General features: G+C 67.9%; 25 protein-coding genes and 1 other RNA gene. 9 read left to right on the forward strand and 17 right to left on the reverse strand.

What is annotated here, in order from left to right:
• Window positions 1–76: 76 nt before the first annotated feature.
• On the reverse strand, window positions 77–1,363 hold the full coding sequence (hemL, locus tag IAE56_RS12390) for a glutamate-1-semialdehyde 2,1-aminomutase (protein WP_200752733.1): 1,287 nt from the start codon (window positions 1,361–1,363) through the stop codon (window positions 77–79).
• Between the two features lie 16 nt (window positions 1,364–1,379).
• Window positions 1,380–2,006, reverse strand: a complete 627-nt coding sequence (gene thiE, locus IAE56_RS12395) for a thiamine phosphate synthase (RefSeq protein ID WP_200752734.1) — start codon at window positions 2,004–2,006, stop codon at window positions 1,380–1,382.
• Between the two features lie 34 nt (window positions 2,007–2,040).
• Here thiE and IAE56_RS12400 point away from each other — a divergent pair, with 34 nt between their 5' ends.
• Window positions 2,041–2,265 carry a rubredoxin gene (locus tag IAE56_RS12400; protein ID WP_108769886.1) on the forward strand — a complete coding sequence of 75 codons (225 nt, stop codon included), beginning with the start codon at window positions 2,041–2,043 and terminating at the stop codon, window positions 2,263–2,265.
• A gap of 1 nt (window position 2,266) precedes the next feature.
• On the opposite strand, the gene IAE56_RS12405 is transcribed toward IAE56_RS12400, so the two are convergent.
• The 8 genes from IAE56_RS12405 to IAE56_RS12440 form a co-directional block, all read right to left on the reverse strand.
• A complete protein-coding gene (locus tag IAE56_RS12405; protein WP_200752735.1) occupies window positions 2,267–3,112 on the reverse strand; it encodes a SirB1 family protein in 846 nt (281 codons plus the stop codon).
• Between the two features lie 357 nt (window positions 3,113–3,469).
• A complete protein-coding gene (locus IAE56_RS12410; protein ID WP_108769884.1) occupies window positions 3,470–3,913 on the reverse strand; it encodes a DUF192 domain-containing protein in 444 nt (147 codons plus the stop codon).
• A 20-nt stretch (window positions 3,914–3,933) separates the two neighbouring features.
• Complete coding sequence (gene rpiA, locus IAE56_RS12415) at window positions 3,934–4,581, reverse strand: ribose-5-phosphate isomerase RpiA (RefSeq protein WP_116865168.1); 648 nt, start codon at window positions 4,579–4,581, stop codon at window positions 3,934–3,936.
• Window positions 4,582–4,603: 22 nt separating this feature from the next.
• On the reverse strand, window positions 4,604–5,083 hold the full coding sequence (locus tag IAE56_RS12420) for an EVE domain-containing protein (RefSeq protein WP_164074009.1): 480 nt from the start codon (window positions 5,081–5,083) through the stop codon (window positions 4,604–4,606).
• Entirely contained in the window at window positions 5,080–5,673 is a 594-nt protein-coding gene (locus tag IAE56_RS12425) for a 5-formyltetrahydrofolate cyclo-ligase (protein ID WP_200752736.1), read from the reverse strand. Before IAE56_RS12425 ends, IAE56_RS12420 begins: the two co-directional genes overlap by 4 nt.
• An 84-nt stretch (window positions 5,674–5,757) precedes the next feature.
• Window positions 5,758–5,943, reverse strand: a non-coding RNA gene (ssrS, locus tag IAE56_RS12430) — 6S RNA.
• Window positions 5,944–6,040: 97 nt separating this feature from the next.
• On the reverse strand, window positions 6,041–6,337 hold the full coding sequence (locus IAE56_RS12435; RefSeq protein WP_108769880.1) for a cell division protein ZapA: 297 nt from the start codon (window positions 6,335–6,337) through the stop codon (window positions 6,041–6,043).
• Complete coding sequence (locus tag IAE56_RS12440) at window positions 6,334–6,555, reverse strand: TIGR02449 family protein (RefSeq protein ID WP_108769879.1); 222 nt, start codon at window positions 6,553–6,555, stop codon at window positions 6,334–6,336. Before IAE56_RS12440 ends, IAE56_RS12435 begins: the two co-directional genes overlap by 4 nt.
• Before the next feature lie 151 nt (window positions 6,556–6,706).
• Between IAE56_RS12440 and IAE56_RS12445 the strand changes: the two genes are divergently transcribed.
• Window positions 6,707–7,255, forward strand: a complete 549-nt coding sequence (locus IAE56_RS12445) for a UPF0149 family protein (protein WP_108769878.1) — start codon at window positions 6,707–6,709, stop codon at window positions 7,253–7,255.
• 5 nt (window positions 7,256–7,260) lie between these two features.
• A complete protein-coding gene (locus IAE56_RS12450; protein ID WP_108770745.1) occupies window positions 7,261–8,583 on the forward strand; it encodes an aminopeptidase P N-terminal domain-containing protein in 1,323 nt (440 codons plus the stop codon).
• 883 nt (window positions 8,584–9,466) lie between these two features.
• Here the strand turns inward: IAE56_RS12450 and pepQ are convergent.
• The 7 genes from pepQ to rph all read right to left on the reverse strand — a co-directional run bounded on the left by pepQ (window position 9,467) and on the right by rph (window position 16,727).
• Window positions 9,467–10,798 (reverse strand): Xaa-Pro dipeptidase, encoded by a 1,332-nt coding sequence (gene pepQ / locus IAE56_RS12455; protein WP_200752737.1) that lies wholly within the window; start codon window positions 10,796–10,798, stop codon window positions 9,467–9,469.
• Between the two features lie 75 nt (window positions 10,799–10,873).
• Window positions 10,874–11,248, reverse strand: a complete 375-nt coding sequence (locus IAE56_RS12460) for a PilZ domain-containing protein (RefSeq protein WP_108769876.1) — start codon at window positions 11,246–11,248, stop codon at window positions 10,874–10,876.
• Window positions 11,245–13,521, reverse strand: a complete 2,277-nt coding sequence (locus IAE56_RS12465; RefSeq protein WP_200752738.1) for a DUF1631 family protein — start codon at window positions 13,519–13,521, stop codon at window positions 11,245–11,247. The genes IAE56_RS12460 and IAE56_RS12465 overlap by 4 nt, the downstream gene beginning before the upstream one ends.
• Before the next feature lie 211 nt (window positions 13,522–13,732).
• Window positions 13,733–14,965 (reverse strand): radical SAM family heme chaperone HemW, encoded by a 1,233-nt coding sequence (hemW, locus tag IAE56_RS12470; RefSeq protein WP_234456056.1) that lies wholly within the window; start codon window positions 14,963–14,965, stop codon window positions 13,733–13,735.
• A gap of 57 nt (window positions 14,966–15,022) precedes the next feature.
• Window positions 15,023–15,619 (reverse strand): RdgB/HAM1 family non-canonical purine NTP pyrophosphatase, encoded by a 597-nt coding sequence (gene rdgB, locus IAE56_RS12475; RefSeq protein WP_200752739.1) that lies wholly within the window; start codon window positions 15,617–15,619, stop codon window positions 15,023–15,025.
• Window positions 15,619–16,005: a VOC family protein gene (locus IAE56_RS12480; protein WP_108769872.1), complete on the reverse strand. Its 387-nt coding sequence runs from the start codon at window positions 16,003–16,005 to the stop codon at window positions 15,619–15,621. Before IAE56_RS12480 ends, rdgB begins: the two co-directional genes overlap by 1 nt.
• Window positions 16,002–16,727, reverse strand: a complete 726-nt coding sequence (gene rph / locus IAE56_RS12485; RefSeq protein WP_200752740.1) for a ribonuclease PH — start codon at window positions 16,725–16,727, stop codon at window positions 16,002–16,004. Before rph ends, IAE56_RS12480 begins: the two co-directional genes overlap by 4 nt.
• A gap of 124 nt (window positions 16,728–16,851) precedes the next feature.
• Here rph and IAE56_RS12490 point away from each other — a divergent pair, with 124 nt between their 5' ends.
• From IAE56_RS12490 to rpoZ, 6 genes are all read left to right on the forward strand, one after another.
• Complete coding sequence (locus tag IAE56_RS12490; RefSeq protein ID WP_200752741.1) at window positions 16,852–17,712, forward strand: YicC/YloC family endoribonuclease; 861 nt, start codon at window positions 16,852–16,854, stop codon at window positions 17,710–17,712.
• Between the two features lie 59 nt (window positions 17,713–17,771).
• Window positions 17,772–18,221, forward strand: coding sequence for a hypothetical protein (locus IAE56_RS12495; protein ID WP_200752742.1), 450 nt, complete (start codon window positions 17,772–17,774; stop codon window positions 18,219–18,221).
• Window positions 18,222–18,313: 92 nt separating this feature from the next.
• Window positions 18,314–18,925, forward strand: a complete 612-nt coding sequence (locus IAE56_RS12500; RefSeq protein ID WP_200752743.1) for an AbiEi antitoxin N-terminal domain-containing protein — start codon at window positions 18,314–18,316, stop codon at window positions 18,923–18,925.
• The gene (locus tag IAE56_RS12505; protein WP_200752744.1) at window positions 18,918–19,796 is read left to right on the forward strand and encodes a nucleotidyl transferase AbiEii/AbiGii toxin family protein; all 879 of its coding nucleotides are present in this window, start codon (window positions 18,918–18,920) and stop codon (window positions 19,794–19,796) included. The genes IAE56_RS12500 and IAE56_RS12505 overlap by 8 nt, the downstream gene beginning before the upstream one ends.
• Before the next feature lie 214 nt (window positions 19,797–20,010).
• On the forward strand, window positions 20,011–20,676 hold the full coding sequence (gene gmk / locus IAE56_RS12510; protein ID WP_108769867.1) for a guanylate kinase: 666 nt from the start codon (window positions 20,011–20,013) through the stop codon (window positions 20,674–20,676).
• A gap of 110 nt (window positions 20,677–20,786) precedes the next feature.
• The gene (gene rpoZ / locus IAE56_RS12515; protein ID WP_108766186.1) at window positions 20,787–21,083 is read left to right on the forward strand and encodes a DNA-directed RNA polymerase subunit omega; all 297 of its coding nucleotides are present in this window, start codon (window positions 20,787–20,789) and stop codon (window positions 21,081–21,083) included.
• Window positions 21,084–21,092 lie beyond the last annotated feature (9 nt).

The raw sequence follows: 21,092 nt of genomic DNA on the forward strand, positions 1-21,092 counted from the left end.
GATCAAGTCGTTTGTGCACAAACGACTTGATCCCCTCCGTCCCCTTTTTTCGTCCCCTTTTCTATTGGGCGTGGGCTCAGCCCTTGGCCTTGAACGCGATGCGGGCGGCGGCCAGAGTGGCTTCGATCACGGCATCGTCGTGCGCGCTGGACATGAAGCCAGCCTCGTACGCCGACGGCGCCAGGAACACGCCCTGGTCCAGCATCGCGTGGAAGAAGCGGTTGAACGCCGGGATGTCACAGGCGGTGGCCTGCGCATAGGTCTCCACCTTTTCGCTGGTGAAGAACAGGCCGAACATCGCGCCCACGCGGGTGGTGGTCACCGCCACGCCGGCCTCGGCGGCGGCCGCTTCCAGGCCTTCGCACAGGCGCGCGGTACGCGCGGCGAGGTCGTCGTGGAAGCCCGGCTGCGAGACCAGTTCCAGCATCGCCAGGCCAGCGGCCATCGCTACCGGGTTGCCGCTCAGCGTGCCGGCCTGGTAGATCGGGCCGGCCGGGGCGATCTGCTGCATCAGCTCGCGGCGGCCACCGTAGGCGCCCACCGGCATGCCGCCGCCGATGATCTTGCCGAAGGTGCTCAGGTCCGGGGTGATGCCGTAGTGCGCCTGCGCGCCGCCCAGGGCCACGCGGAAGCCGGTCATCACTTCATCGAAGATCAGCAGGGCGCCGTACTGCGTGCACAGCGCGCGCAGGTGCTGCAGGTAGCCGTCGCGCGGCGGGATGCAGTTGGCGTTGCCCACCACCGGTTCGATGATGAGGCCGGCGATGTCGCTGCCCTGCGCATCGAACAGCGCAGTAGCGGCGTCGAAGTCGTTGTAGGGCAGGGTCAGGGTCAGTTCGCTCAGACCGGCCGGCACGCCCGGCGAGGTCGGCACGCCCAGGGTCAACATGCCGCTGCCGGCCTTGACCAGGAACGAGTCGCCGTGGCCGTGGTAGCAGCCTTCGAACTTGACGATGCGGTTGCGGCCGGTGGCGCCACGGGCCAGGCGGATGGCCGACAGCGTGGCCTCGGTGCCCGAGTTGACCATGCGCACCATCTCGCAGGACGGCACCAGGCGGGTGATGGTCTCGGCCATGGTCACTTCGGCCGCGCACGGCGCACCGAAGGACAGGCCATTGTCGATGGCGCGCTTCACCGCCTGGCGCACGGCCGGGTGGTTGTGGCCGACGATCATCGGGCCCCAGGAACCGACGTAGTCGATGTAGCGGTTGCCGTCGACGTCGTACAGGTAGGCGCCATCGGTGCGCTCGACGAAGAACGGCTCGCCGCCGACGGACTTGAACGCGCGCACCGGCGAATTGACGCCGCCCGGCAGCAGCTGCTGGGCGCGGGAGAACAGGGCGTGGGACTGGTCGTGGTTCATGGGGCTTTCCTGGGTGTTACGCGAACTGGGCGAGGAAGGCGCGCTGGGTCGCGACCGGGTCCTGCGCGGCATAGATGCCACTGACCACGGCCACCAGGTCGGCGCCGGCATCGATGATGGGACGGACATTGTCCGGCGTCAGGCCGCCGATCGCCACCCGCGGCACACCCAGTGCGGCGCTTTGCCGCAGCAGGTCGGTGTGGGCGCGGCTGCTGGTGACCTTGGTGGTGGTGGGGTAGAAGGCGCCGAAGGCCACGTAGCTGGCGCCAGCGGCCACGGCCTTTTCGGCGTTGGCCAGCTGGTCGTAGCAGGACGCGCCGATGATGGCGTCCGGGCCGAGCAGGGCGCGCGCGCTGGGGATGTCGCCGTCGGTGCCGCCCAGGTGCACGCCGGCCGCGCCCACGGCCTGGGCCAGTGCCGGGTCGTCGTTGATGATGAGCGGCACGCCGTGGACGGCGCACAGCGCCTGCAGGGCGACGGCCTGTTCCTGGCGCAGCGCGTCGCTGGCGGTCTTGTTGCGGTACTGCAGCCAGGTAGCACCGGCGGCCAGCAGCGGCGCCGTGCGCGCCAGCAGGCGTGCGGTATCGGGTTCATCCGGGGTGATCAGGTAGACGCCGCGGGGCGCCGGGGAAGCAGAAGTCATTGATGGCTACCGGTGAGTGGGCCGCGATGGGACAATGGCGGCCCGTGAATCCAGCCCTGATTATCCGATGAGCGACGCCACCCCCACCACCTTGCGTACCTGGATGTGCGTGGTCTGCGGCTTCATCTACCGCGAAGCGGACGGCCTGCCCGAAGAGGGCATCGCCCCGGGCACGCGCTGGGAGGACATTCCCGAGACCTGGACGTGCCCCGACTGCGGGGTGACCAAGGACGATTTCGAGATGGTCGAGATCGATTGACTCAATGCAGCCGCGGCATCGGCCCGCCGAGGTCGATCAGCTTCTCGCGCAGCCGCTGCGCATCGCTGGCCTCGGGGTTGCGGCGCAGGTACTGGCCCAGGTCGTGGCGGGCGCCGGCCACGTAATCCAGCTGCAGGTAGGCCAGGCCCCGGTCGCGCAGGGCATCGTCCTGTTCCGGGGCCAGCTTCAGCAGGCGGTCGGCACTGCGCGCGGCACGGTCCCACTCGCTGGCTTCGGCATACACGCCGTGCAGGTTGCGCAGCATGCGGATCAGGATCGCGCGGGTCGGCGCCGGGTCGAGGATCTGCGCCAGCACCTGGTCGTCCGGGGCCTGCCCGCCGAGGTGTGACTTGGCGCGCTCGCGCAGTTCGTCCACGTCCAGCGGGCGACCGCCGTTGAACGGGTCCATCACCAGCACGCCGTCGTCCACCGGCAGGCGCACCAGGAAATGGCCGGGGAAGGACACGCCATCCAGCGGAATGCCCAGGCGCCGGGCGACTTCCATCTGCACCAGGGCCAGCGAGATGGGGTTGCCCAGCCGGCGCTCGAACACCTGGTTGAGGTAGCTGTTGCGCGGGTCGTAGTACTCCTGGTGGTCGCCGCTGTAGCCCAGTTCGTCGAACAGGTGGCGGTTGACTGCGGCCATCTTCAGCGGCCAGCGCTCGATGGTGTCCACTTCCGCGCGCAGGTGGTCGACATGGCTCTGCACCAGCGCGTCGTACACGCCAGGCTGCAGGTCGGGGTATTCATCGCGCGCGATCAGCAACGCGGTCGGCAACAGTGGCAGCGCCTCGTCATCGACGTCGGCCAGTGCATCCCAGTCGGGGAGTGTGATCCGGTCCTGCATGGCCACAGACTGGAGGCAATCGCAGGCGGTTTCAAGCGGTGTGGCGTGAAAAGAACCGCGCCATGAAGAAACGGGGTCAGAGCCCTTTCGCGCGCGAAAGGGATCTGACCCCGAGAGATTGCAGCCAACTGTCAGAGGCGGGGCGGTGTGGGCTTGCAGGACCGCAGGCGCCATGGATGGCGCCTACGAGCCCCCATGGATGGGTTTACGGCGTGTCCTGCAAGCCCACACCGCCACGCCATCCCACGGAATGCACGATTTTGACGTTGCCGTTGCCGTTGCCGTTGCCGTTGCCTTTGCCGTTGCCGGCCAGCGGCCGGCACTACCCGCGGGTGCCGGGCGCAGCCCGGCCAAGCCTTATTTCTCGATGCCCGGGCCGAAGGTCAGCGGCGTGCCATCCTTCAGCTTCAGCTTCTCGGCCTGGCCGGCGTTGAGCTCCAGCACGTAACGCGCCGGGCCACCGCTCGGGTAGGGCGGGCACATGTCGCCGGCCGAGCACGGCGGCACGTCGCGCTGCTGGCTGACCAGCTTGCGCTCGCTGTCGAAGTACAGGATGTCCAGCGCGATCTTGGTGTTCTTCATCCAGTACGCCTGCATTTCCTCGCGGTCGTGGATGAAGAGCATGCCGTTGTCGGCCGGCATCTGGTCGCGGAACATCAGCCCGCGGGCGCGGGTTTCATCATTGGTGGCCAGCTCCACCTGGTACCGGGCGCCGTCCAGCTCCACCCAGTGGCGGGCGGCATCGGTGGCGCAGCCGGTCAGGGCCAGCAGGGGGAGGATCAGCAGCGAGCGCAGCGACATGTCAGCGTCCTTCGGGAAATTCAGAGCACGACCGGCGGTTCGCCGCCGACGATCACCACATCGGCCCGACGGCGTGCGAACAGGCCGACGCAGACCACGCCCGGCAGCTGGTTGAGCTCGCGCTCCAGCTTTTCCGGGTCGGTGATCTCCAGGTTGTGGATGTCCAGGATCTGGTTGCCGTTGTCGGTCACCACGCCCTCGCGCCAGGTCGGCTGGCCACCGGTCATGTCGCGGATCTGGCGGGCCACCAGGCTGCGCGCCATCGGGATCACTTCCACCGGCAGCGGGAACCTGCCCAGCACCGGCACCTGCTTGCTCGGGTCGACGATGCAGACGAAGCGCTCGCTGGCCTCGGCGATGATCTTCTCGCGGGTCAGCGCGGCGCCACCGCCCTTGATCAGGCACTTGTTGGCATCGCACTCATCGGCGCCGTCCACGTACAGCGACAGGCTGCCGGCGTGGTTCAGTTCGATCACCTCGATGCCGTGCTGCTTCAGGCGGGCGGTGCTCTGTTCGGAACTGGACACCGCGCCCTTGATGCGGTGCTGGATGCGGGCCAGGGCATCGATGAAATAGGCAACGGTGGAACCGGTGCCGACGCCGACGATCATGCCGTCCTGGACGTATTCGATGGCTTTTTCGGCGGCCAGGCGCTTGGCTTCGGACATGGGAGGACTCTCAGGCAGGGAATCAGGATTTCTTTTCGAGCGACAGCAGCAGTTTCCACTGCGCGGCCGTCACCGGGAACACCGACAGGCGGTTGCCCTTGGCAACCAGCGGGAAGCCCTCGCCGAGTTCGTCGGCGTGCAGCTTGATCTCGTCCAGCGCGATCACCTGCTTCAGCTTGCGCTCGAAGCCCACGTCCACCAGCATCCAGCGCGGGTTTTCGCGCGTGCTCTTGGGGTCGTGGTAATCGGACGTCGGGTCGAACTGGGTGTCGTCCGGGTAGGCCGCGCTGGCCACCGTGGCCAGGCCGACGATGCCCGGCACCTTGGTATTGGAGTGGTAGAACAGGATGCCGTCGCCGACCTGCATGCCGTCGCGCATGAAGTTGCGCGCCTGGTAGTTGCGCACCCCGTTCCAGGGCTCGACCTTCACCTTGGCCAGGTCATCGATGGAAAAAGCGTCCGGTTCGGACTTCATCAGCCAATAGCGCTTGCGGGCGGTCATGCGTTCACGGGGGCAGCGGAGGGGAACAGGGTGCCGTCTTCGGTGCAGATCGCATCCACCGGCACGTCCCACGACGCCACCGGCAAGGACTCGACCTGCTGCACCGCGAACGCAGCACCGACCAGCCAGGGCGGCGCCGGCCGGTCGTGGCGGAAGGCGAAGCTGCGATCATACCAGCCGCCCCCCATGCCCAGCCGCCGGCACTGGCTGTCAAAGCCGACCAGCGGGGTCACCACCAGCGCCATCTGCGCCGGCTCCAGGGTGTCTTCCAGGGCCACGTCCGGTTCGGGAATGCCGTAGCGGTTGCTGGTCAGCGGCTGGCCGGGCCGCCACGGCGCGAAGCGCAGCACCTCGCCGGCCAGCATCGGCAGGCAGTAGGTCAGGCCTTCGGGCAGCTGCAGCTGCCAGCGGTGCAGGGCGATCTCGCCATCCAAGGCCCAGTAGCCGGCCACCGGGCCGGAGCGCGGGGCGAAGGGCAGGGCGAGCAGGGCATCGGCCAGCGTTTCGGCGGCGGCGATGCGCGCGGGCGCGGAAAGATCGCGGCGGCGTTGCCGCAGGTCGTGGCGCAGGGCCTGGCGCGGGTCGGTCATGGCAGCGTGCGGCGGGGGAACAGCCGTCATTGTGCCGGAAAGAACAAGGGCGACGCCCGAAGACGCCGCCCTTGCTGGAATATTGCATTCTCCGCAATGTCGATGCATGCGAAACGACCTTGAACCCGGGGGCTCAAGTGGGAACGCTGGAGAACCATCGGGCTTCCCGCTACAAGGCGGACCTGCACTCCCGGCGCTGTCGCGCTCCCGGTGTCGTTCTTAAGGGACAAGGCGAATGTTTGCACATGCCGTCGAGTACCGCAGAGAACGCGTCGCCATTATAGCCAGCGCGCAGGATCTGGATAGGCCGTTCGTCGGCAACAGTACGTGCCAATTCAGTTATGAAAAGACGCGATGCGCGCGCTCCTCACGTGCTGCTGTCGATCGCGCGGTCCAGCCGCCGGTTCAGATCGGCCAGCGTCTGCTGCAGGGCCACCGCCTGGCGGGCGTTCTCGTCGCGCAGCAGCTGCAGCTCGTGGGCCAGGTTGAGCGCAGCCAGCACGGCCACGCGGTCGACCGCGGCCATCCGGTTGCTGCCACGGATCTCGCGCATACGCGCATCCAGCAGGCGCGCGGCGGCCATCAGGCTGTCGCGTTCATCGCCACCCACGCCCACCGTGTATTCACGATCGAGGATGCGGACACTGACCGGTTCGGCGCTCATGTGTGCTGCTCCAGGGATTTGAGCCGGCTGATCATCGCTTCCACCCGCGAGCGGGCCTGCTCGTTCTTGGCCAGCAGCGTCGAACGCTCGGTCACCAGCTGTTCCTGCTGGTGGCGCAGGCTGCGGTTCTCCTCGGCCAGGCGCTGGTTGCGTTCAAGCAACGCTTCCACGCGGGCGGCGAAGGCCTGCAACTGGGCAAGGGGGTCGGCGGGTTCCATGCCGCACGATAGGCAAGCCGGGCAAGGGCGGTCAAGCGTTGCCGCAGCAGGGCCGGGCTGCCACGGGGAGGAGCCGGTTGGGTTGCTACACTAGCGGGCTCACGGGCGCGCGCGTGCGCGCCCCGGGTTTCCCTTACGAACGAGCCGCACGATGACCGAACTTCCCTCCGTCGACGACGTTTCCCGCGCCAGCCAGGAACTGGGCCTGGGCGCCACCGCTGCCGAGCTGCACGGCGGCCTGTGCGGCTGGCTGGCCGCCGGCGGCGCCCCCGGCAATGACTGGCCGGCACGCGTGCTGGCCGACGACAACCTGGCCCCGGTGCCTGACGGCAGTGCGCTGGCGCAGCTGCTGGAAGCCACCATCAAGCAGCTGGAAGACCGCGACTTCGCCTTCGAACTGCTGCTGACCGACAACGACGACGTGGCCGCGCAGGCCGACGCGATGTTCGCCTGGACCCGCAGCTTCCTCGGTGGCTTCGGCCTGGGCAGCGGCGGCCGCCGCCCGACCCTGTCCGAAGAGGGCGAGGAAGCGCTGACCGACATGGCGAGCCTGGCCCGTGCCTCCAGCGAGGATTTCGAGGCCGGTGGCGAGGACGACGACGAAGCCCTGTCCGAGATCGAGGAGTTCATCCGCGTGGCGGTGCTGCTGCTGCACGGTGACGTGGTACTGGCCGCGCGCCACCGCCAGCGCCTGAACTGATGGATATCAAGCAGCGCACCGGCATCGCGGCCGGCGAGTACAAGCGTCGCCGCCGCCAGCTGATGGACATGGCCGGCGACGACGCGATCCTGGTGCTGCCGGCCGCATCGGAGAAGGTGCGCAGCCTGGATACCCATTACCCGTACCGGCAGGACTCGGACTTCCAGTACCTGAGCGGCTTCCCGGAACCGGAAGCGGTGCTGGTGCTGATTCCCGGCCGCCGCCATGGCGAGGCCATCCTGTTCTGCCGCGAGCGCGATGCCGAGCGCGAAGCCTGGGACGGCGGTCGCGCCGGCCAGGACGGGGCGGTGGCGCAGTACGGCATGGATGATGCCTACCCGATCGATGACCTGGACGACATCCTGCCGGGCCTGCTGGAAGGGCGTTCGCGCGTCTATTACCACTTCGGCCGCGATGCGGACTTCGACCTGAAGCTGATCGGCTGGGTCAACCGCGTGCGTTCGCAGGTGCGCCACGGCGCGCAGCCGCCGCATGAGTTCCTGGAGCTGGGCCACCTGCTGCATGAGCAGCGCCTGTTCAAATCCGGTGCGGAAGTGGCGCTGATGCACCACGCCGCGCAGATCAGCGTGCGTGCGCACCTGGCCGCGATGCGTGCGGCGAAGGCGGGCATCCACGAGTACGAGCTGCAGGCCGAGCTCGAGCGCGTGTTCCGCGCCAGCGATGCGGTGCCGGCCTACAGCAGCATTGTCGGTGCGGGCCGCAACGGCTGCATCCTGCATTACCGCGACAACAACGCGCGTTCGCGCGATGGCGAGCTGGTGTTGATCGATGCCGGTGCCGAGTACCGCGGCTACGCCAGCGACATCACCCGCACGTTCCCGGTGAATGGTCGCTTCAGTGCCGAGCAGCGCGCGCTGCACGACCTGGTGGGCGAGGCGCAGGCGGCAGCGCTTGCGCAGGCGAAGCCGGGCGTGGCCTACGAGACCGGTCACCTGGCGGCAGTGCAGACGCTTACCGAAGGTCTGCTGCGGCTGGGCCTGCTGAAGGGCACGCTGGAAAAGAACCTGGCCGAGGGCCTGTACCAGCGCTTCTACCGGCACAAGACCGGTCACTGGATCGGCCTGGACGTGCACGACGTGGGCGATTACCGCCTGGCCGGCGATTCGCGCCTGCTGGAGCCGGGGATGGCCTTCACCATCGAGCCGGGTCTGTACATCGGCGCGGATGACACGACGGTGGAACCGCGCTGGCGCGGGATCGGCATCCGTACCGAGGATGACGTGCTGATCACCGATGACGGCCATCGCGTGCTGACCGAAGGGCTGGCGCGGAGTGCGGACGAGATTGAAGCGGTGATGGCGGGTTGAGGGGTTTGGGCGGCAGGGCTTGCAGCCCTGCACCTGCTGCAATCAACGTCAACGTCAAAGGCCTGCATTCCGTGGGATGGCGGGGCACTATGGGTTTGCGGGGACGCCGTAAACCCCCCTCCGGGGTCCGGCCCAGCCGCTGGCGGCTGTGCGTTCGGGCGCTCGCGAAGCAGTGCTTCGCAAGCAAAGCGCCCTCACCCATGGGGGCTTGGTCGCCGCTTGCTCGTGTGCGCTGTCGTGCGCACACGGCAAGACCGGGGTTGGGCGTCCTGCCCAACCCGCCCGAGGCATGCCTCGGGCCCATGCGGCTCACACCCCGCAAACCCACAGTGCCCCGCCTTCGACAGTTGGCCGGCGGCTGTTGGAACCTGCTGTTGGTGGGTGCCGACCGTTGGTCGGCACATCTGTCGGACATCGAATGAATCATCCACGCGTGGCGTGGATCTACCGGCGCGCGCGGCTGTTGGTGGGTGCCGACCTTGGTCGACACGATTTTTCTGTCAGATATCGCATGAATCATCCACGCATGGCGTGGATCTACTGGTACGAGCGGTTGTTGGTGGGTGCCGACCGTTGGTCGGCACATCTGTCGGACATCGAATGAATCATCCACGCGTGGCGTGGATCTACTGGTAGGTGTCGACCTTGGTCGACACAGAGCGAGCGCAGCGAGCGATCCGCTTTTGGTTTTCTTTTTCTTTTCCGTGGCTGGCCGGCGCACGGAAATTGTCCGTGGCCGGGCGGATGGGTTGCGCAGGGGCGTGAGCCGCATGGATGCGGCGACCGAGCTTACATGGACGTACTTGCAGCGTCCCCTGCGCAGCCCATCCGCCCGGCCAGGCGTCAGTAATCCCGCCGCACCCTGCGCCCAGCCACGAGGGGCTCAGCCGTTGGCTGCCGCAAACTCCGGACGCGTCAGGTTGTCCGCCTCGCCATCCGTACACAGCACTTCGTCTTCAATGCGGATGCCGCCATACGGGCGGAAGAAGTCCACGCGGTCCCAGTTCACCGCATCGCCATGGCCGGCAGCCTTCACTTCGTCCAGCAGCATGTCGATGAAGTACAGGCCCGGTTCGATGGTCACCACCATGCCCGGTTCCAGCACGCGGGTCAGGCGCAGGTAGGGATGGCCGGTCGGGCGCTCGATGCGGCCGCCTTCCTCACTGGCCGCGAAACCGGCCACGTCGTGCACCTGCAGGCCGATCAGGTGGCCGATGCCGTGCGGGAAGAACGCGGCGCTGACGCCGGTTTCCAGCGCGGTCTGCGGCGAGGCCTTGATGACGCCGAAGTCCTTCAGCACGCCCATCAGCGAAAGATGCGCATCGACGTGCAGCTGCTTGTAGTCGAAACCGGCACGCACCGCCGCGCACATCTGCTGCTGGGCGGCATCCACGGCTTCGATCATCGCGGCGAATTCGTCATGTCCCTTGGCCGCGTAGGTACGGGTGATGTCGCTGGCGTAGCCATGCGCGCTGGCGCCGGCATCGATCAGGAAGCTGCGCAGCGGCTGCGGTGCGGTGCGGCCCAGTTCGGTGTAGTGCAGCACTGCGGCGTGTTCGTTCAGTGCAACGATGTTGCCGTACGGCAGCTCGTTGGCATCCTGGCCCACGGCCTGGCAGTAGGCCATGTGGATGTTGAACTCATCGGCGCCATTGCGGAACGCCGCCTCGGCGGCACGATGGCCGCGCACGCCCAGCACCTGCGCCTGGCGCATCAGTGCGATTTCATACGGCGTCTTGTAGGCGCGGTGCCATTCCAGGTAATTCACCACCGGCGCCGGGTTGTTCGGCACGTAGGCACCCAGCGCGCTCTGCGGCTCGCCCAGGATGGCGCAGCGCGACGGGTCAGCCGGCAGCAGGGCCAGCGCCTCTTCCGGCTTGCGGATGATGTGGATGTCGAAGTGCTCCACCCACCAGCCGCTGGGGGCGTCCGGCACCACGTGCCAGTAATCGAACGGCTGGTGGAAGATCACCGCCGGACGCTTGCCCGGGGTGAACACCACCCAGCTGTTGGGCACGCGGGTGAGCGGCAGCCACGCCTTGAACTGCGGGTTCACTGCGTACGGGTAATCGCGATCGTCGAACATCTGGTAGTGCAGGGTGCCGCTGGGCACGACCAGGTGGTCGAAGCCGCCGCGGGCCAGCGCCTGTTCGGCGCGTCGGCACAGCACGGCCAGGTGGTCGGAATACAGGGCGCCAGGGTCTTGCTGGATCATTGCGGTGGCTCGACACGGAAAACGGCCCTAGATTCTGCCGCATACCGCAAAAAACCGCTGTGCAGGAACCGGCACTCAGCCTGTCGAAACCGGCGCCTCGTCGCTGTCCTCGCCGATCCAGGCACGCAGCAGCTGCCGATGTTCGCGCGACAGGGTGAGGAAACGGAAGCCGGCCCAGCTCTGCCCCGGGGCATGCGCCGGCTCGCTCCACAGCAGGTGCACGCCCACATCGATGGCCGCGCTGCGGCCGTCGCCCAGCGGCAGCGGGAAGCGCAGCTGGTACAGCGCGTCGTCGCGCAGCGGTTGGCTGGCCAGCATCAGCATGCCGGTTTCGGAAACATTGCCCAGCCGGCCGACCACGCTGTCGCGCATCTGGTCGGTGACCGGGACCAGGTCGGACACCTGGCGGCGCGGTGCGCGGCGGGTGTCCTGCGGCGGTAGCTGGCTCATGCGTCAGGCTCCTGGCGGCGACGACCGGCCAACGCGCGCAGGGCAGACAGGCTGGCCTGCCAGGCACGGTCGACCAGGCGGCCTTTTTCTTCGGTAACCAGCTGCGCCCGGCCGGCGGCCATCTGCCGGGCCAGCGTATCCAGGTCGGTCTCGCTGCTCTTCTGCCCGCGCGGATTGACGAACAGCACGTGGCCGGTCAGCAGGCTGTACCAGGACAGGCGCTGGCGGCGCACGCTGCCGTCCTCGTCGGCGAGATCGAACCAGCTGCCGAAGGGCAGGTTGGTCAGCTGTTCATGGCAGGCCTGCTCGGCCGCGCTGCGCGGTGCGGCGTCGTGGGTGCGGGTGCTGCCCGCCGCATGCTCGCCCAGGCGCGCGCGCGCCTTCAGGCGTGCGCTGAGTTCGGTGCGCGAGGTGTGCTCGTCCTCGCCGCCGGGTGTGGCCAGGCGGCGGGCGACTGCCGAGGCTTCCTCGGGGTGGTAGCCGACCTGCAGCAGGGCCGCTTCCACTTCCGCGGCCAGTGGCGCGTCGGGCACGCTGTCGGCCCCGGCGGGCGCGGCGGTGACCGCGGCAATGCGTTCGGTCTGCTGCAGGCGTTCCTGCCACTGCGCCGAGTCATCGCCATGGCGCAGGCGGGTCAGGGTCAGCGCGTCGGCCCAGGCCTCGCGCAGCAGGGTCTGCACGAAGCGCGGCGGCTCCTGTGCCTGGCATTGCTGGTCGATCTGCGCGCTGGCTTCGCGGCGGGCCAGGGCCAACCGCTCCTTGCCGCGCGCTGCTTCCACGTGGCGGCGTTCGGCTAGCTCGGCGCGGTGCGCGGCGGCGCGCTGGTGCTGCTGGATTTCTTCATTGGCCGCAGCGAACGCTTCGGGCGTACGCGCGTCCTGGCCCAGCAGGCCCTGCACGCTCTGCGCCAGGCGCTGCATCAGCTGCGGGTCCACGTCATCGTCGCCCAGCCAGTTGGCACCGGCTTCGGCGATGGTGTTGAGCAGTTCGCGCGCGGGGTGTTCGTCGCGCACGAAGAAGGCGGGGTCGGCCATCGCCGCGCGCGCCAGCGGCACCTGCAGGCGGGCCAGCAGGGCGGCCGGCACGGGGTCGGGGCGCTGCTGCTGCTGGACCTGCTGCAGCAGCAGGCGCAGCAGGTCGAGGTGGTCGCGATCGTGGCTGGCCAGCTGGGCCTGCGCGCCGTGCTCGCTGCGCAGCTGCGCGGTCACGGCAGTCTGCAGGTCGGTGATGCTGGTGGCGGCGCCGGCCTGGGCCTGCAGGCGCGCCAGCACCGCATCCACCAGGCCACTGGGCACCGAGGGCGGTTCGATGGCCATCGGCGCGGCGTGCCGGGCCTGCTGCAGCAGGTCGTGCAGCAGGTTGGCCGGGGGCGTGGTCAGTTCCGGGTTGGCTGCACCCGGCGGGACGGTGTCGGCGAAGGCGTTCTGCATCAGCGCCGACCACGAGCCCGCGCGGCCGGTGCTGCCCCAGCCGGTCAACGGCTCGGCCGAACGCGGTGCAGGCTGCGTCGCGCGGCCACCGCCGACGGACTGGGTGATGATGCGGCGGGTGCTGGACGAGCGCGCCAGGTACGGGGTGTAGACCAGGCCCGGCAGCACGCCGTGCTGGGCCAGCAGGTTGTTGGCGCGCTCCAGGACATCGCCGAGGCGTTCCAGCAGCTGGCGTTCGAAGCTGCGATAGAGCGCCAGCTGCAGTTCCGCGCTCAGCCCATCCTGTTCGGCCAGGCGCCGCACCAGGGTGCACAGCGCCTGCGGCGCCAGCGGCAGGGTGTCGTTGTCGAACGCCGGGGCGGCGGCCAGCACCGCAAGGCGCTGGCCGAGCAGGTTCAGGGCATTGCCCGAACGCTGGTTTTCCCGGCGCACCATTTCGGTCAGCACCAGGTTGCGGTCCACTTCGTGGTCATCCACCAGCGACAGGCCCAGCAGGCCCGGCGGGCGTGCGGGCGTGGTCGGCGGCGCGGTGTCCTGCGGCGCACGCAGCTGCACCAGGCTGTCGGCCAGCGCATCGAGCATGCGGTCGCAGAAGGTGCCGGCAAACGCGTGCAGCTGGCCACGCTGTGCCAGCAGCTCCGCCTGCATCTGCGGATTGCGTGCATGGTCGGCATCGTGCAGCAACGCCTGTTCGGCCGCTTCCACGGTAAGGATGAGCGGCGCGGTCAGCACATGGCGGCACAGCACCAGCAGTTCACCCAGCAGCTCGCGCACGCGGGGGGGCAGGTCTGCGGCGGCCAGGCGCGCGCTGTCAGGGGTGGCAAAGGGGAAAGCGGCAGACATCGGGTGCAGTTCCGGGATTCCCGCGAATCGACATGGGAATCTACCGTGTCGGCAGCCGCGGGCGCTACTTGAGGAATTTCTGCGGTGGGCACCCGTTCAAACGCAGCGAAGGGCGGCCAGCGGCCGCATCCGCCAGGCATGGCCCGGCGCTACCGCATGCTTGCCCGTCAGGTAGCGCCGGGCCATGCCCGGCGGCTGTGCCGCAGGAAGATCATTCCTCCAGGAACAGGCTGACCACATCGTTGGTGAAGCGGCGGCCCAGTTCGGTCGGCTGCACGTGGTCGCCGCTCACCTCCAGCCAGCCGCGCTGCACGGCTTCGGCCAGCGGTGCGTCCAGCACGCTGCGCGACAGGCCGGTGCGCGATTCGAAGTCGCGCAGGCCGAAGCCCTCGTGCAGGCGCAGCAGGTTCAGCATGTACTCGAAGGGCAGGCGGTCGGCGGCGATCACTTCGTCGCCCCCGAACGAGGCCGGGCTGCCGGCGCTGTCCATGTAGGCCTGCGGGTGCTTGAGCTTCCAGCGCCGCAGCACGTGTTCCTCGGCACCGGAGCTGATCTTGCCGTGCGCGCCGGCGCCGATGCCCAGGTAATCGCCGAAGCGCCAGTAGTTCAGGTTGTGCGCGCTCTGCCGGCCGGGGCGGGCATAGGCACTCACTTCGTACTGGCCGAAACCGGCCTGCGCCAGCAGCGCCTGGCAGTGCTCCTGCATGTCCCAGGCGTTGTCCTCGTCGGGGATGCCCTGCGGCGGCCGCGCGAAGAACACGGTGTTCGGTTCCAGGGTCAGCTGGTAGTGCGAGATGTGTGCCGGCTGCAGCGCGAAGGCGCGTTCCAGGTCGGCCTCGGCACCGGCCAGGGTCTGTTCCGGCAGCGCGTACATCAGGTCGATGTTGAAATTGTCGTAGCCCGCGTCCTGCGCCATCTTCACCGCGCGCTCGGCTTCGCCACTGTCGTGGATGCGGCCCAGGCGCTTCAGTGCGGCATCGTCGAAGCTCTGGATGCCGAAGCTGAGGCGGTTCACGCCGGCCGCGCGGTAGCGGTCGAAGCGACCGTGCTCGGCGGTGCCCGGGTTGGTTTCCAGGGTGATCTCGGCATTGGGCGCAAAGCGCAGGCGCGCGCTGGCCTGCTGCAGGAAGCGGTCGATCGCTTCTGGCGGGAACAGGCTGGGCGTACCACCACCGAAGAACACGCTGTGCACCACCCGGCCCCAGACCAGCGGCAGGTCCTGGTCGAGGTCGCGCAGCAGGGCATCGATGTAGGCCTCGAACGGCAGCTCGCCCTTGGCCTGGTGCGAGTTGAAATCGCAGTACGGGCATTTGCGCACGCACCACGGCAGGTGCACGTACAGCGACAGCGGCGGCGGCACCAGGCGCGGCGCGGTGTCGTGTGCGTGGTCGGCGGAGCAGGCTTCGCCGGGCAGGTGGTTGCAGTGGTCGTGGTCGTGCGGCATGGGTTTCATCGGTAGTGCCGGCCGCTGGCCGGCTTCCCTGGGGTAATCAGTTGGGCATCAGAGCCAGCGGGCCAGCTGCTGCTTGAGCTGCTGCAGGGCGGTGGCGCGGTGGCTGATGGCGTTCTTCAGCGCCGGCTCCATCTCCGCGGCGGTCAGGCCGTGGGTGGTATCGAGGAACACCGGGTTGTAGCCGAAGCCATTGGTGCCGCGCAGTTCGCGGATGATCTGGCCTTCCCAGCGACCTTCGCAGATCAGCGGCTGCGGGTCGGTGGCATGGCGCAGCAGCACGATGACCGCATAGAAGCGGGCGGTGCGCTGGCCATCGGGAATGTCGGCCATCGCCTCCAGCAGCTTGGCGTTGTTGGCCGCGGCATTGGTCGGGTGGCCGGCGTAGCGCGCGCTGTACAGGCCGGGCGCGCCGCCGAGGGCATCGACGATCAGGCCCGAATCATCGGCCAGTGCCGGCAGGCCGGTCGCTTCGCAGGCCGCGCGTGCCTTCAGCAGCGCGTTCTCGACGAAGGTCAGGCCGGTCTCCTCCACGTCACCCAGGCCCAGTTCGGCGGCCGAGGTGATCTGCAGCGGCAGGTCGGCGAGGATCTCCTGCATTTCCACCAGTTTGCCGGCGTTGTGGCTGGCAAGCACGAGCGTCTTCATCAGCGGGGCTCCAACAGGTCCCAGGTGTTGCCGTACAGATCGCGGAACACCGCGACGGTGGCATAGGCTTCTTCGCGCGGCGCTTCCAGGAATTCGACGCCGGCGGCGACCATCGCCGCGTGGTCGCGGTGGAAGTCATCGGTGTTGAGGAAGAAGCCGACGCGGCCACCGGTCTGGTTGCCGATGCGGCTGCGCTGTTCCTCGTTGCTGGCGCGGGCCAGCAGCAGGGCGGCCGCGCTGCCGTCGGTCGGCCCGACCACCACCCAGCGCTTGCTGCCCTGGTCGATGTCGTCCAACAGGGCAAAGCCGAGCTTGCCGGTGTACCAGGCAATGGCTTCGTCGTAGTCGGCCACCACCAGGGTGGTCAGGGCGATGCGGCGGTTCATGCCGACAGCGCCGCCTGCTGTGCGGCCAGCAGCTCGCCCACGCCCTTTTCGGCCAGGCCCAGCAGCGCGTCCAGTTCATCGCGGCGGAAGGCGTGGCCTTCGGCGGTGCCCTGCAGCTCGATGAAGCCGCCACCGTCGTTCATCACCACGTTCATGTCGGTGTCGCAGTCGCTGTCTTCGGCGTAGTCCAGGTCCAGCACCGGGGTGCCGCGGTACACGCCCACCGAAACGGCCGCCACGGCGCCGAGGATCGGGTTGCGCTTGATTTCGCCACGCTTCATCAGCACGTTCACCGCATCGACCAGGGCCACGTAGGCGCCGGTGATGGCGGCGGTGCGGGTGCCGCCGTCGGCCTGCAGTACGTCGCAGTCCAGGGTGATGGTGCGTTCCCCCAGGGCGTTGCGGTCCACGCAGGCGCGCAGGCTGCGGCCGATCAGGCGCTGGATTTCCAGGGTGCGGCCGCCCTGCTTGCCACGCGCCGCTTCACGGTCGCTGCGGGTGTGGGTGGCGCGCGGCAGCATGCCGTATTCGGCGGTCACCCAGCCTTCGCCCTTGCCACGCAGGAAGCCCGGCACGCGGTTTTCCACGCTGGCGGTGCACAGCACGCGGGTTTCACCGAAGCACACCAGCACCGAACCCTCGGCATGGCGGGTGAAGCCGCGTTGGATGACGACCGGGCGGAGCTGGTCGGGCTGGCGGCCACTGGGGCGGGAATCGGACATGGTGCGGGTTCCGTAAGGGCATGGGAGTACGCCGCCATGCCCGCGACCTTGACGGGGCGGGCAGGGGGGCTCAGGTGAGGGCGCTAGGGTACCATTCCCCCTTTGCACGCACCGGACACATTCCATGATTCGAAGCATGACCGCCTATGCCGGCGGCGAGCGCGTCACCCCGTGGGGCACGCTGGGCTGCGAGCTGCGCTCGGTCAACCACCGGTTCCTGGAAGTGGGCACCCGCCTGCCCGAGGAACTGCGTGCGCTTGAACCGCAGCTGCGCGAGCGCATCGCCGCCCGCCTGAGCCGCGGCAAGCTGGACCTGGTCATGCGCCTGCGCGCGCCGGAAGGTGCCGCCAGCCTGCAGGTGAACGAAGCGCTGCTGGGCCAACTGGGCCAGCTCGCGCACCGCCTGACCTCCGATTTCCCCAACCTGCAGGTCAGCTTCACCGAGCTGCTGCAGCTGCCGGGCGTGACCCAGGGCGAGGCCACCGACGCAGCGGCCCTGCAGGCCGAGGCGCTGTCGCTGCTGGACCAGGCGCTGGACGGCTTCGTCGCCGCCCGTGAACGCGAAGGCGACAAGCTGGCCGCCGCCATTGCCGAGCGCGTGGACGGCATCGAGCGCATTGCCAACGACGTCCGCGCGCTGATCCCGGCCATTCGCGACGGACAGCGCGCCAAGCTGGCCGCCCGCCTGGCCGACCTGCCGCACCCGGTCGACCCCGGCCGTGCCGAGCAGGAACTGGTGATGTGGCTGCAGAAGCTGGACGTGGACGAGGAGCTGGACCGCCTGGGCAGCCACATCGTCGAGATCCGCCGCGTGCTGAAGCAGCGCGAGCCGGTCGGCCGCCGCCTGGACTTCCTGCTGCAGGAGTTCAACCGCGAAGCCAACACGCTGGGCTCGAAGTCGGTGGACAGCCGCACGTCCAATGCCGCGGTGGAGCTGAAGGTGCTGATCGACCAGATCCGCGAGCAGGTGCAGAACATCGAGTGATGTGCAGCGGGGCGCCTTCGGGCGCCCTTGTTCATTGGGTTTGCTGGAGGCGGGTACGCATGGACGACGCGAACGATCCCCATCTGGCGATGCGCGCCACCGTGGACCTGCTGGATGAGGTTCTGGACGTCGCCGGCCTGGAAAATGACGCAGGCGCCCAGGCGGCGCTGGCCATGGCCTTCTGCGACCGGCTGGGGGACCGTCTGGATGCCGATCAACGCGCGGCGGTCGACGCGGCGCGCTGCTATTGGAGTCAGCAGGACAGGACAGGGCGACACCGGTGGCACGCCGTCTATGCGTCCCGGCTCGTTCAGCAGCGGCACGTCCTCAGCCCTGTTGACCGGCTGGTCTGGGGCAGCCTGGTCGACAACACCGGGCTCACCGGATACATGGGCGAGTATCTGGTGCTGGAAGCGCTTGATGCCGGCCTGGGGCTGGATGACGTCGAAGCGGTGTTGTGCGGCTCGGTTCCGGGCTTTGCGGCGGCGAGGGTGCAAAAGCCCTGCTGAGGGTGGGCGCATTGTCGGGACGGAACGAACGCAGTTGTGACAAAACCTATGATAGATTCCAGTTCTGTTTGAGGATTTGTCACATTCTGACGATGCAGACCTCTCAAAATGCCAAGCTCAACCGCCTGCTCGGCACGCGCAGCATGATGCGCGCCCATGAGCTGCGTGATGCCGGTATCAGTGCACAGACGATTGCCCGCGCCGTTCAGAGTGGTGAAATCGAACGTATCTCGCGTGGTCTCTATCAGAAGCGTGATTCAGAAGTCGAAGAGAATCAGATGCTTGCCGAAGCCAGTATGCGCGTCCCCAAGGGAGTGATCGCCATGGTGTCGGCGCTCGCCTTCCACGGGCTGACCGATCAGATGCCACGACGCATCTGGATGGCCATCGGCAAGAGCGACTGGGCGCCCGTGCAGTCCTACCCCCCGCTGCGCATCGTCCGTTTCACGGAGCTGTATCTGCGAACGGGAGTCGAGCAGCATGCGATCGCCGGGCTCAATGTTTCGATCTATTCGATCCCAAAGACGCTCGCCGACCTCTTCCGGAATCCCCGGCTGATCGACCGATCCGTCGCCGTAGAGGGGCTACGCGCTGCACTCCAGCAACGGCGGGTAACGCCATCCGCAATCGCCGAGGCCGCGAAGGCTGGGGGGGCCTGGAAGGTCATGCAACCCTATATTGAGGCGCTCACCTCCAATGGATAGAAGACCGTCCAACCTGGCGAAGTCGGTCAAGGATCGGCTGCTTGCCATCGCTCGCAGAGAGGGGCGCATCTTCGATGTTGTCCTGGTGAATTTCGCGCTTGAACGGCTGCTCTACAGGTTGTCGATCTCGGCGCACAAGGACCGCTTTGTCCTGAAAGGCGGCATGCTGGTCACTGTCTGGGTGGCCGACGGAAACCGGGTGACCCGAGATGCCGATTTCCTCGGTCACGGGGATTCCGATCCAGCCCGTTTGATTGCTGATTTCGCAGAAATCATGGCGGTCGAGGGTGAAGATGGTCTCGCCTACGATACTGGCGCGCTTACCGCGACGGTTATCAGGGAAGAGATGGAATATGGCGGTGTTCGCCTCAAGACCTTCGCCTATCTTGAAAAGACGCGCATCCCCGTAACCATCGACATCGGTTTCGGCGACGCAATGGCGGATCCGACCTGGCGCATTGACTATCCAACCTTGCTGGATCTTCCCGCTCCCCACATCCGTTCCTATCCGCCTGCCACAGTCGTGGCTGAAAAATTCCAGGCGATGGTGGCGCTGGGTGTCCTGAACGGCCGCATGAAGGACTACTACGATCTGTGGGCAGTGCCACAGGCCATCGAGATATCCGCTGAAGATCTCGACGCGGCTATTGCCGCAACGTTCGAGCGACGGCAGACGGCTGTCCCGAAAGATCGCCCCCCGGGTCTCTCGGCCGAGATGTTCGGCGACGAAGGGAAGCAGCGGCAATGGCGCGCCTACGCGGCATCGCTCGACCTGGAGGGCGTTTCACTGGAAGTGATCATCGGAAGGGTGTGGGAGCTGGTCGGCCCCTCATGCGCGCGGATCACAGCCAGGAAGGGGCAGGGAGGGTGATGGCCGTCTGGACTGGGTTGCGGCCACGCGCTGCGCCCCAGGCAGCCATTCCAGGCCGCTCTGTTAAAGTTGCGTGCCCGCACCCCGGGGAGCCATCTGCCGGGCCTGGTTCCAGGATGTTCCGCGCAGCTCCCGCCGTGCTGGCGCGATCCTCCGCGCCGGTTCTGGAACATCGAGGATAAATTTTGCGAAATCAACAACTTGGGTTCCGCGCATGAGCGCTCCGTCCACCCCGTCGGCCGCCGTTGCGCGCGGCACGCTGTACATCGTTGCCGCCCCTTCGGGTGCCGGCAAGAGCAGCATCGTCAACGCCACCCTGGCGCGTGACCCGCAGATCGCCCTGTCCATTTCCTTCACCTCGCGCGCCATGCGCCCGGGTGAGGTGAACGGCGAGCACTACCACTTCGTCAGCGCCGAGACGTTCGAGGAAATGATCGCCGACGGCGATTTCTTCGAGCATGCCTGGGTGCATGGCGACTGGAAGGGCACCGCCCGCCAGTCGGTGGAACCGCAGCTGGCCGCCGGCCAGGACGTGCTGCTGGAAATCGACTGGCAGGGTGCGCAGCAGGTGCGCCAGCTGGTGCCGGGCACGGTGACGGTGTTCATCCTGCCGCCGTCCAAGCAGGCCCTGCAGGACCGCATGCGCAAGCGCGGGCAGGACAGCGAGGCGGTCATCGCCCAGCGCCTGGGCGCCGCCCGCGATGAAATGCTGCACTTCAACGAGTTCGACTACGTCATCGTCAACGAGGTGTTCGACACCGCCGTGGACGAGCTGTGCGCCATCTTCACCGCCAGCCGCCTGCGCCGGGAGGCCCAGAAGGTCCGCCACGCCGGCCTTATCCAGGCCCTGCTGACCCCCGATGCGGGTGCAACTGACTGATTCCAAAAGAATCGGGTGGGGGTTGGCTTGATTTTGTCCAGCCCCTGCCAGTACACTCCGTCCCCTTTCCCTCATTCGACTGAGCGGCCGACCGGTCGCCGGGAGCCCGTATGGCCCGCATCACCGTAGAAGATTGCCTGGAAGTCGTTAACAACCGTTTCGACCTGGTCATGATGGCCTCCAAGCGTGCCCGTCAGCTCGCCAATGGCGTGCAGGCCACCCTGGACAACGACACCGAAGACAAGCCGACCGTGCTGGCACTGCGCGAAATCGCCGCCCGCAAGATCGACAACGCGCTGATCGACGAAGTCGAGAAGGCCGAGCGCGAGCGTGCCGAGCGTGAAGCGCTGGAGTGGGCCGCCGCTGAAGTGGTCGCCGACGAAGACATGTCCAAGAACGACGATTGATCGCATCGA

It is taken from the genome of Stenotrophomonas sp. S41, assembly GCF_016624625.1.
Taxonomy (GTDB): Bacteria; Pseudomonadota; Gammaproteobacteria; order Xanthomonadales; family Xanthomonadaceae; genus Stenotrophomonas.

What these genes read in the sequence shown, in the direction of transcription:
- hemL (WP_200752733.1), bottom strand. Translation starts at nt 1,363, where the DNA reads ATGAACCACGACCAGTCCCACGCCCTGTTCTCCCGCGCCCAGCAGCTG.
- thiE (WP_200752734.1), bottom strand. Translation starts at nt 2,006, where the DNA reads ATGACTTCTGCTTCCCCGGCGCCCCGCGGCGTCTACCTGATCACCCCG.
- IAE56_RS12400 (WP_108769886.1), top strand. Translation starts at nt 2,041, where the DNA reads ATGGCGGCCCGTGAATCCAGCCCTGATTATCCGATGAGCGACGCCACC.
- IAE56_RS12405 (WP_200752735.1), bottom strand. Translation starts at nt 3,112, where the DNA reads ATGCAGGACCGGATCACACTCCCCGACTGGGATGCACTGGCCGACGTC.
- IAE56_RS12410 (WP_108769884.1), bottom strand. Translation starts at nt 3,913, where the DNA reads ATGTCGCTGCGCTCGCTGCTGATCCTCCCCCTGCTGGCCCTGACCGGC.
- rpiA (WP_116865168.1), bottom strand. Translation starts at nt 4,581, where the DNA reads ATGTCCGAAGCCAAGCGCCTGGCCGCCGAAAAAGCCATCGAATACGTC.
- IAE56_RS12420 (WP_164074009.1), bottom strand. Translation starts at nt 5,083, where the DNA reads ATGACCGCCCGCAAGCGCTATTGGCTGATGAAGTCCGAACCGGACGCT.
- IAE56_RS12425 (WP_200752736.1), bottom strand. Translation starts at nt 5,673, where the DNA reads ATGACCGACCCGCGCCAGGCCCTGCGCCACGACCTGCGGCAACGCCGC.
- IAE56_RS12435 (WP_108769880.1), bottom strand. Translation starts at nt 6,337, where the DNA reads ATGAGCGCCGAACCGGTCAGTGTCCGCATCCTCGATCGTGAATACACG.
- IAE56_RS12440 (WP_108769879.1), bottom strand. Translation starts at nt 6,555, where the DNA reads ATGGAACCCGCCGACCCCCTTGCCCAGTTGCAGGCCTTCGCCGCCCGC.
- IAE56_RS12445 (WP_108769878.1), top strand. Translation starts at nt 6,707, where the DNA reads ATGACCGAACTTCCCTCCGTCGACGACGTTTCCCGCGCCAGCCAGGAA.
- pepQ (WP_200752737.1), bottom strand. Translation starts at nt 10,798, where the DNA reads ATGATCCAGCAAGACCCTGGCGCCCTGTATTCCGACCACCTGGCCGTG.
- IAE56_RS12460 (WP_108769876.1), bottom strand. Translation starts at nt 11,248, where the DNA reads ATGAGCCAGCTACCGCCGCAGGACACCCGCCGCGCACCGCGCCGCCAG.
- IAE56_RS12465 (WP_200752738.1), bottom strand. Translation starts at nt 13,521, where the DNA reads ATGTCTGCCGCTTTCCCCTTTGCCACCCCTGACAGCGCGCGCCTGGCC.
- hemW (WP_234456056.1), bottom strand. Translation starts at nt 14,965, where the DNA reads ATGCCGCACGACCACGACCACTGCAACCACCTGCCCGGCGAAGCCTGC.
- rdgB (WP_200752739.1), bottom strand. Translation starts at nt 15,619, where the DNA reads ATGAAGACGCTCGTGCTTGCCAGCCACAACGCCGGCAAACTGGTGGAA.
- IAE56_RS12480 (WP_108769872.1), bottom strand. Translation starts at nt 16,005, where the DNA reads ATGAACCGCCGCATCGCCCTGACCACCCTGGTGGTGGCCGACTACGAC.
- rph (WP_200752740.1), bottom strand. Translation starts at nt 16,727, where the DNA reads ATGTCCGATTCCCGCCCCAGTGGCCGCCAGCCCGACCAGCTCCGCCCG.
- IAE56_RS12490 (WP_200752741.1), top strand. Translation starts at nt 16,852, where the DNA reads ATGATTCGAAGCATGACCGCCTATGCCGGCGGCGAGCGCGTCACCCCG.
- IAE56_RS12495 (WP_200752742.1), top strand. Translation starts at nt 17,772, where the DNA reads ATGGACGACGCGAACGATCCCCATCTGGCGATGCGCGCCACCGTGGAC.
- IAE56_RS12500 (WP_200752743.1), top strand. Translation starts at nt 18,314, where the DNA reads ATGCAGACCTCTCAAAATGCCAAGCTCAACCGCCTGCTCGGCACGCGC.
- IAE56_RS12505 (WP_200752744.1), top strand. Translation starts at nt 18,918, where the DNA reads ATGGATAGAAGACCGTCCAACCTGGCGAAGTCGGTCAAGGATCGGCTG.
- gmk (WP_108769867.1), top strand. Translation starts at nt 20,011, where the DNA reads ATGAGCGCTCCGTCCACCCCGTCGGCCGCCGTTGCGCGCGGCACGCTG.
- rpoZ (WP_108766186.1), top strand. Translation starts at nt 20,787, where the DNA reads ATGGCCCGCATCACCGTAGAAGATTGCCTGGAAGTCGTTAACAACCGT.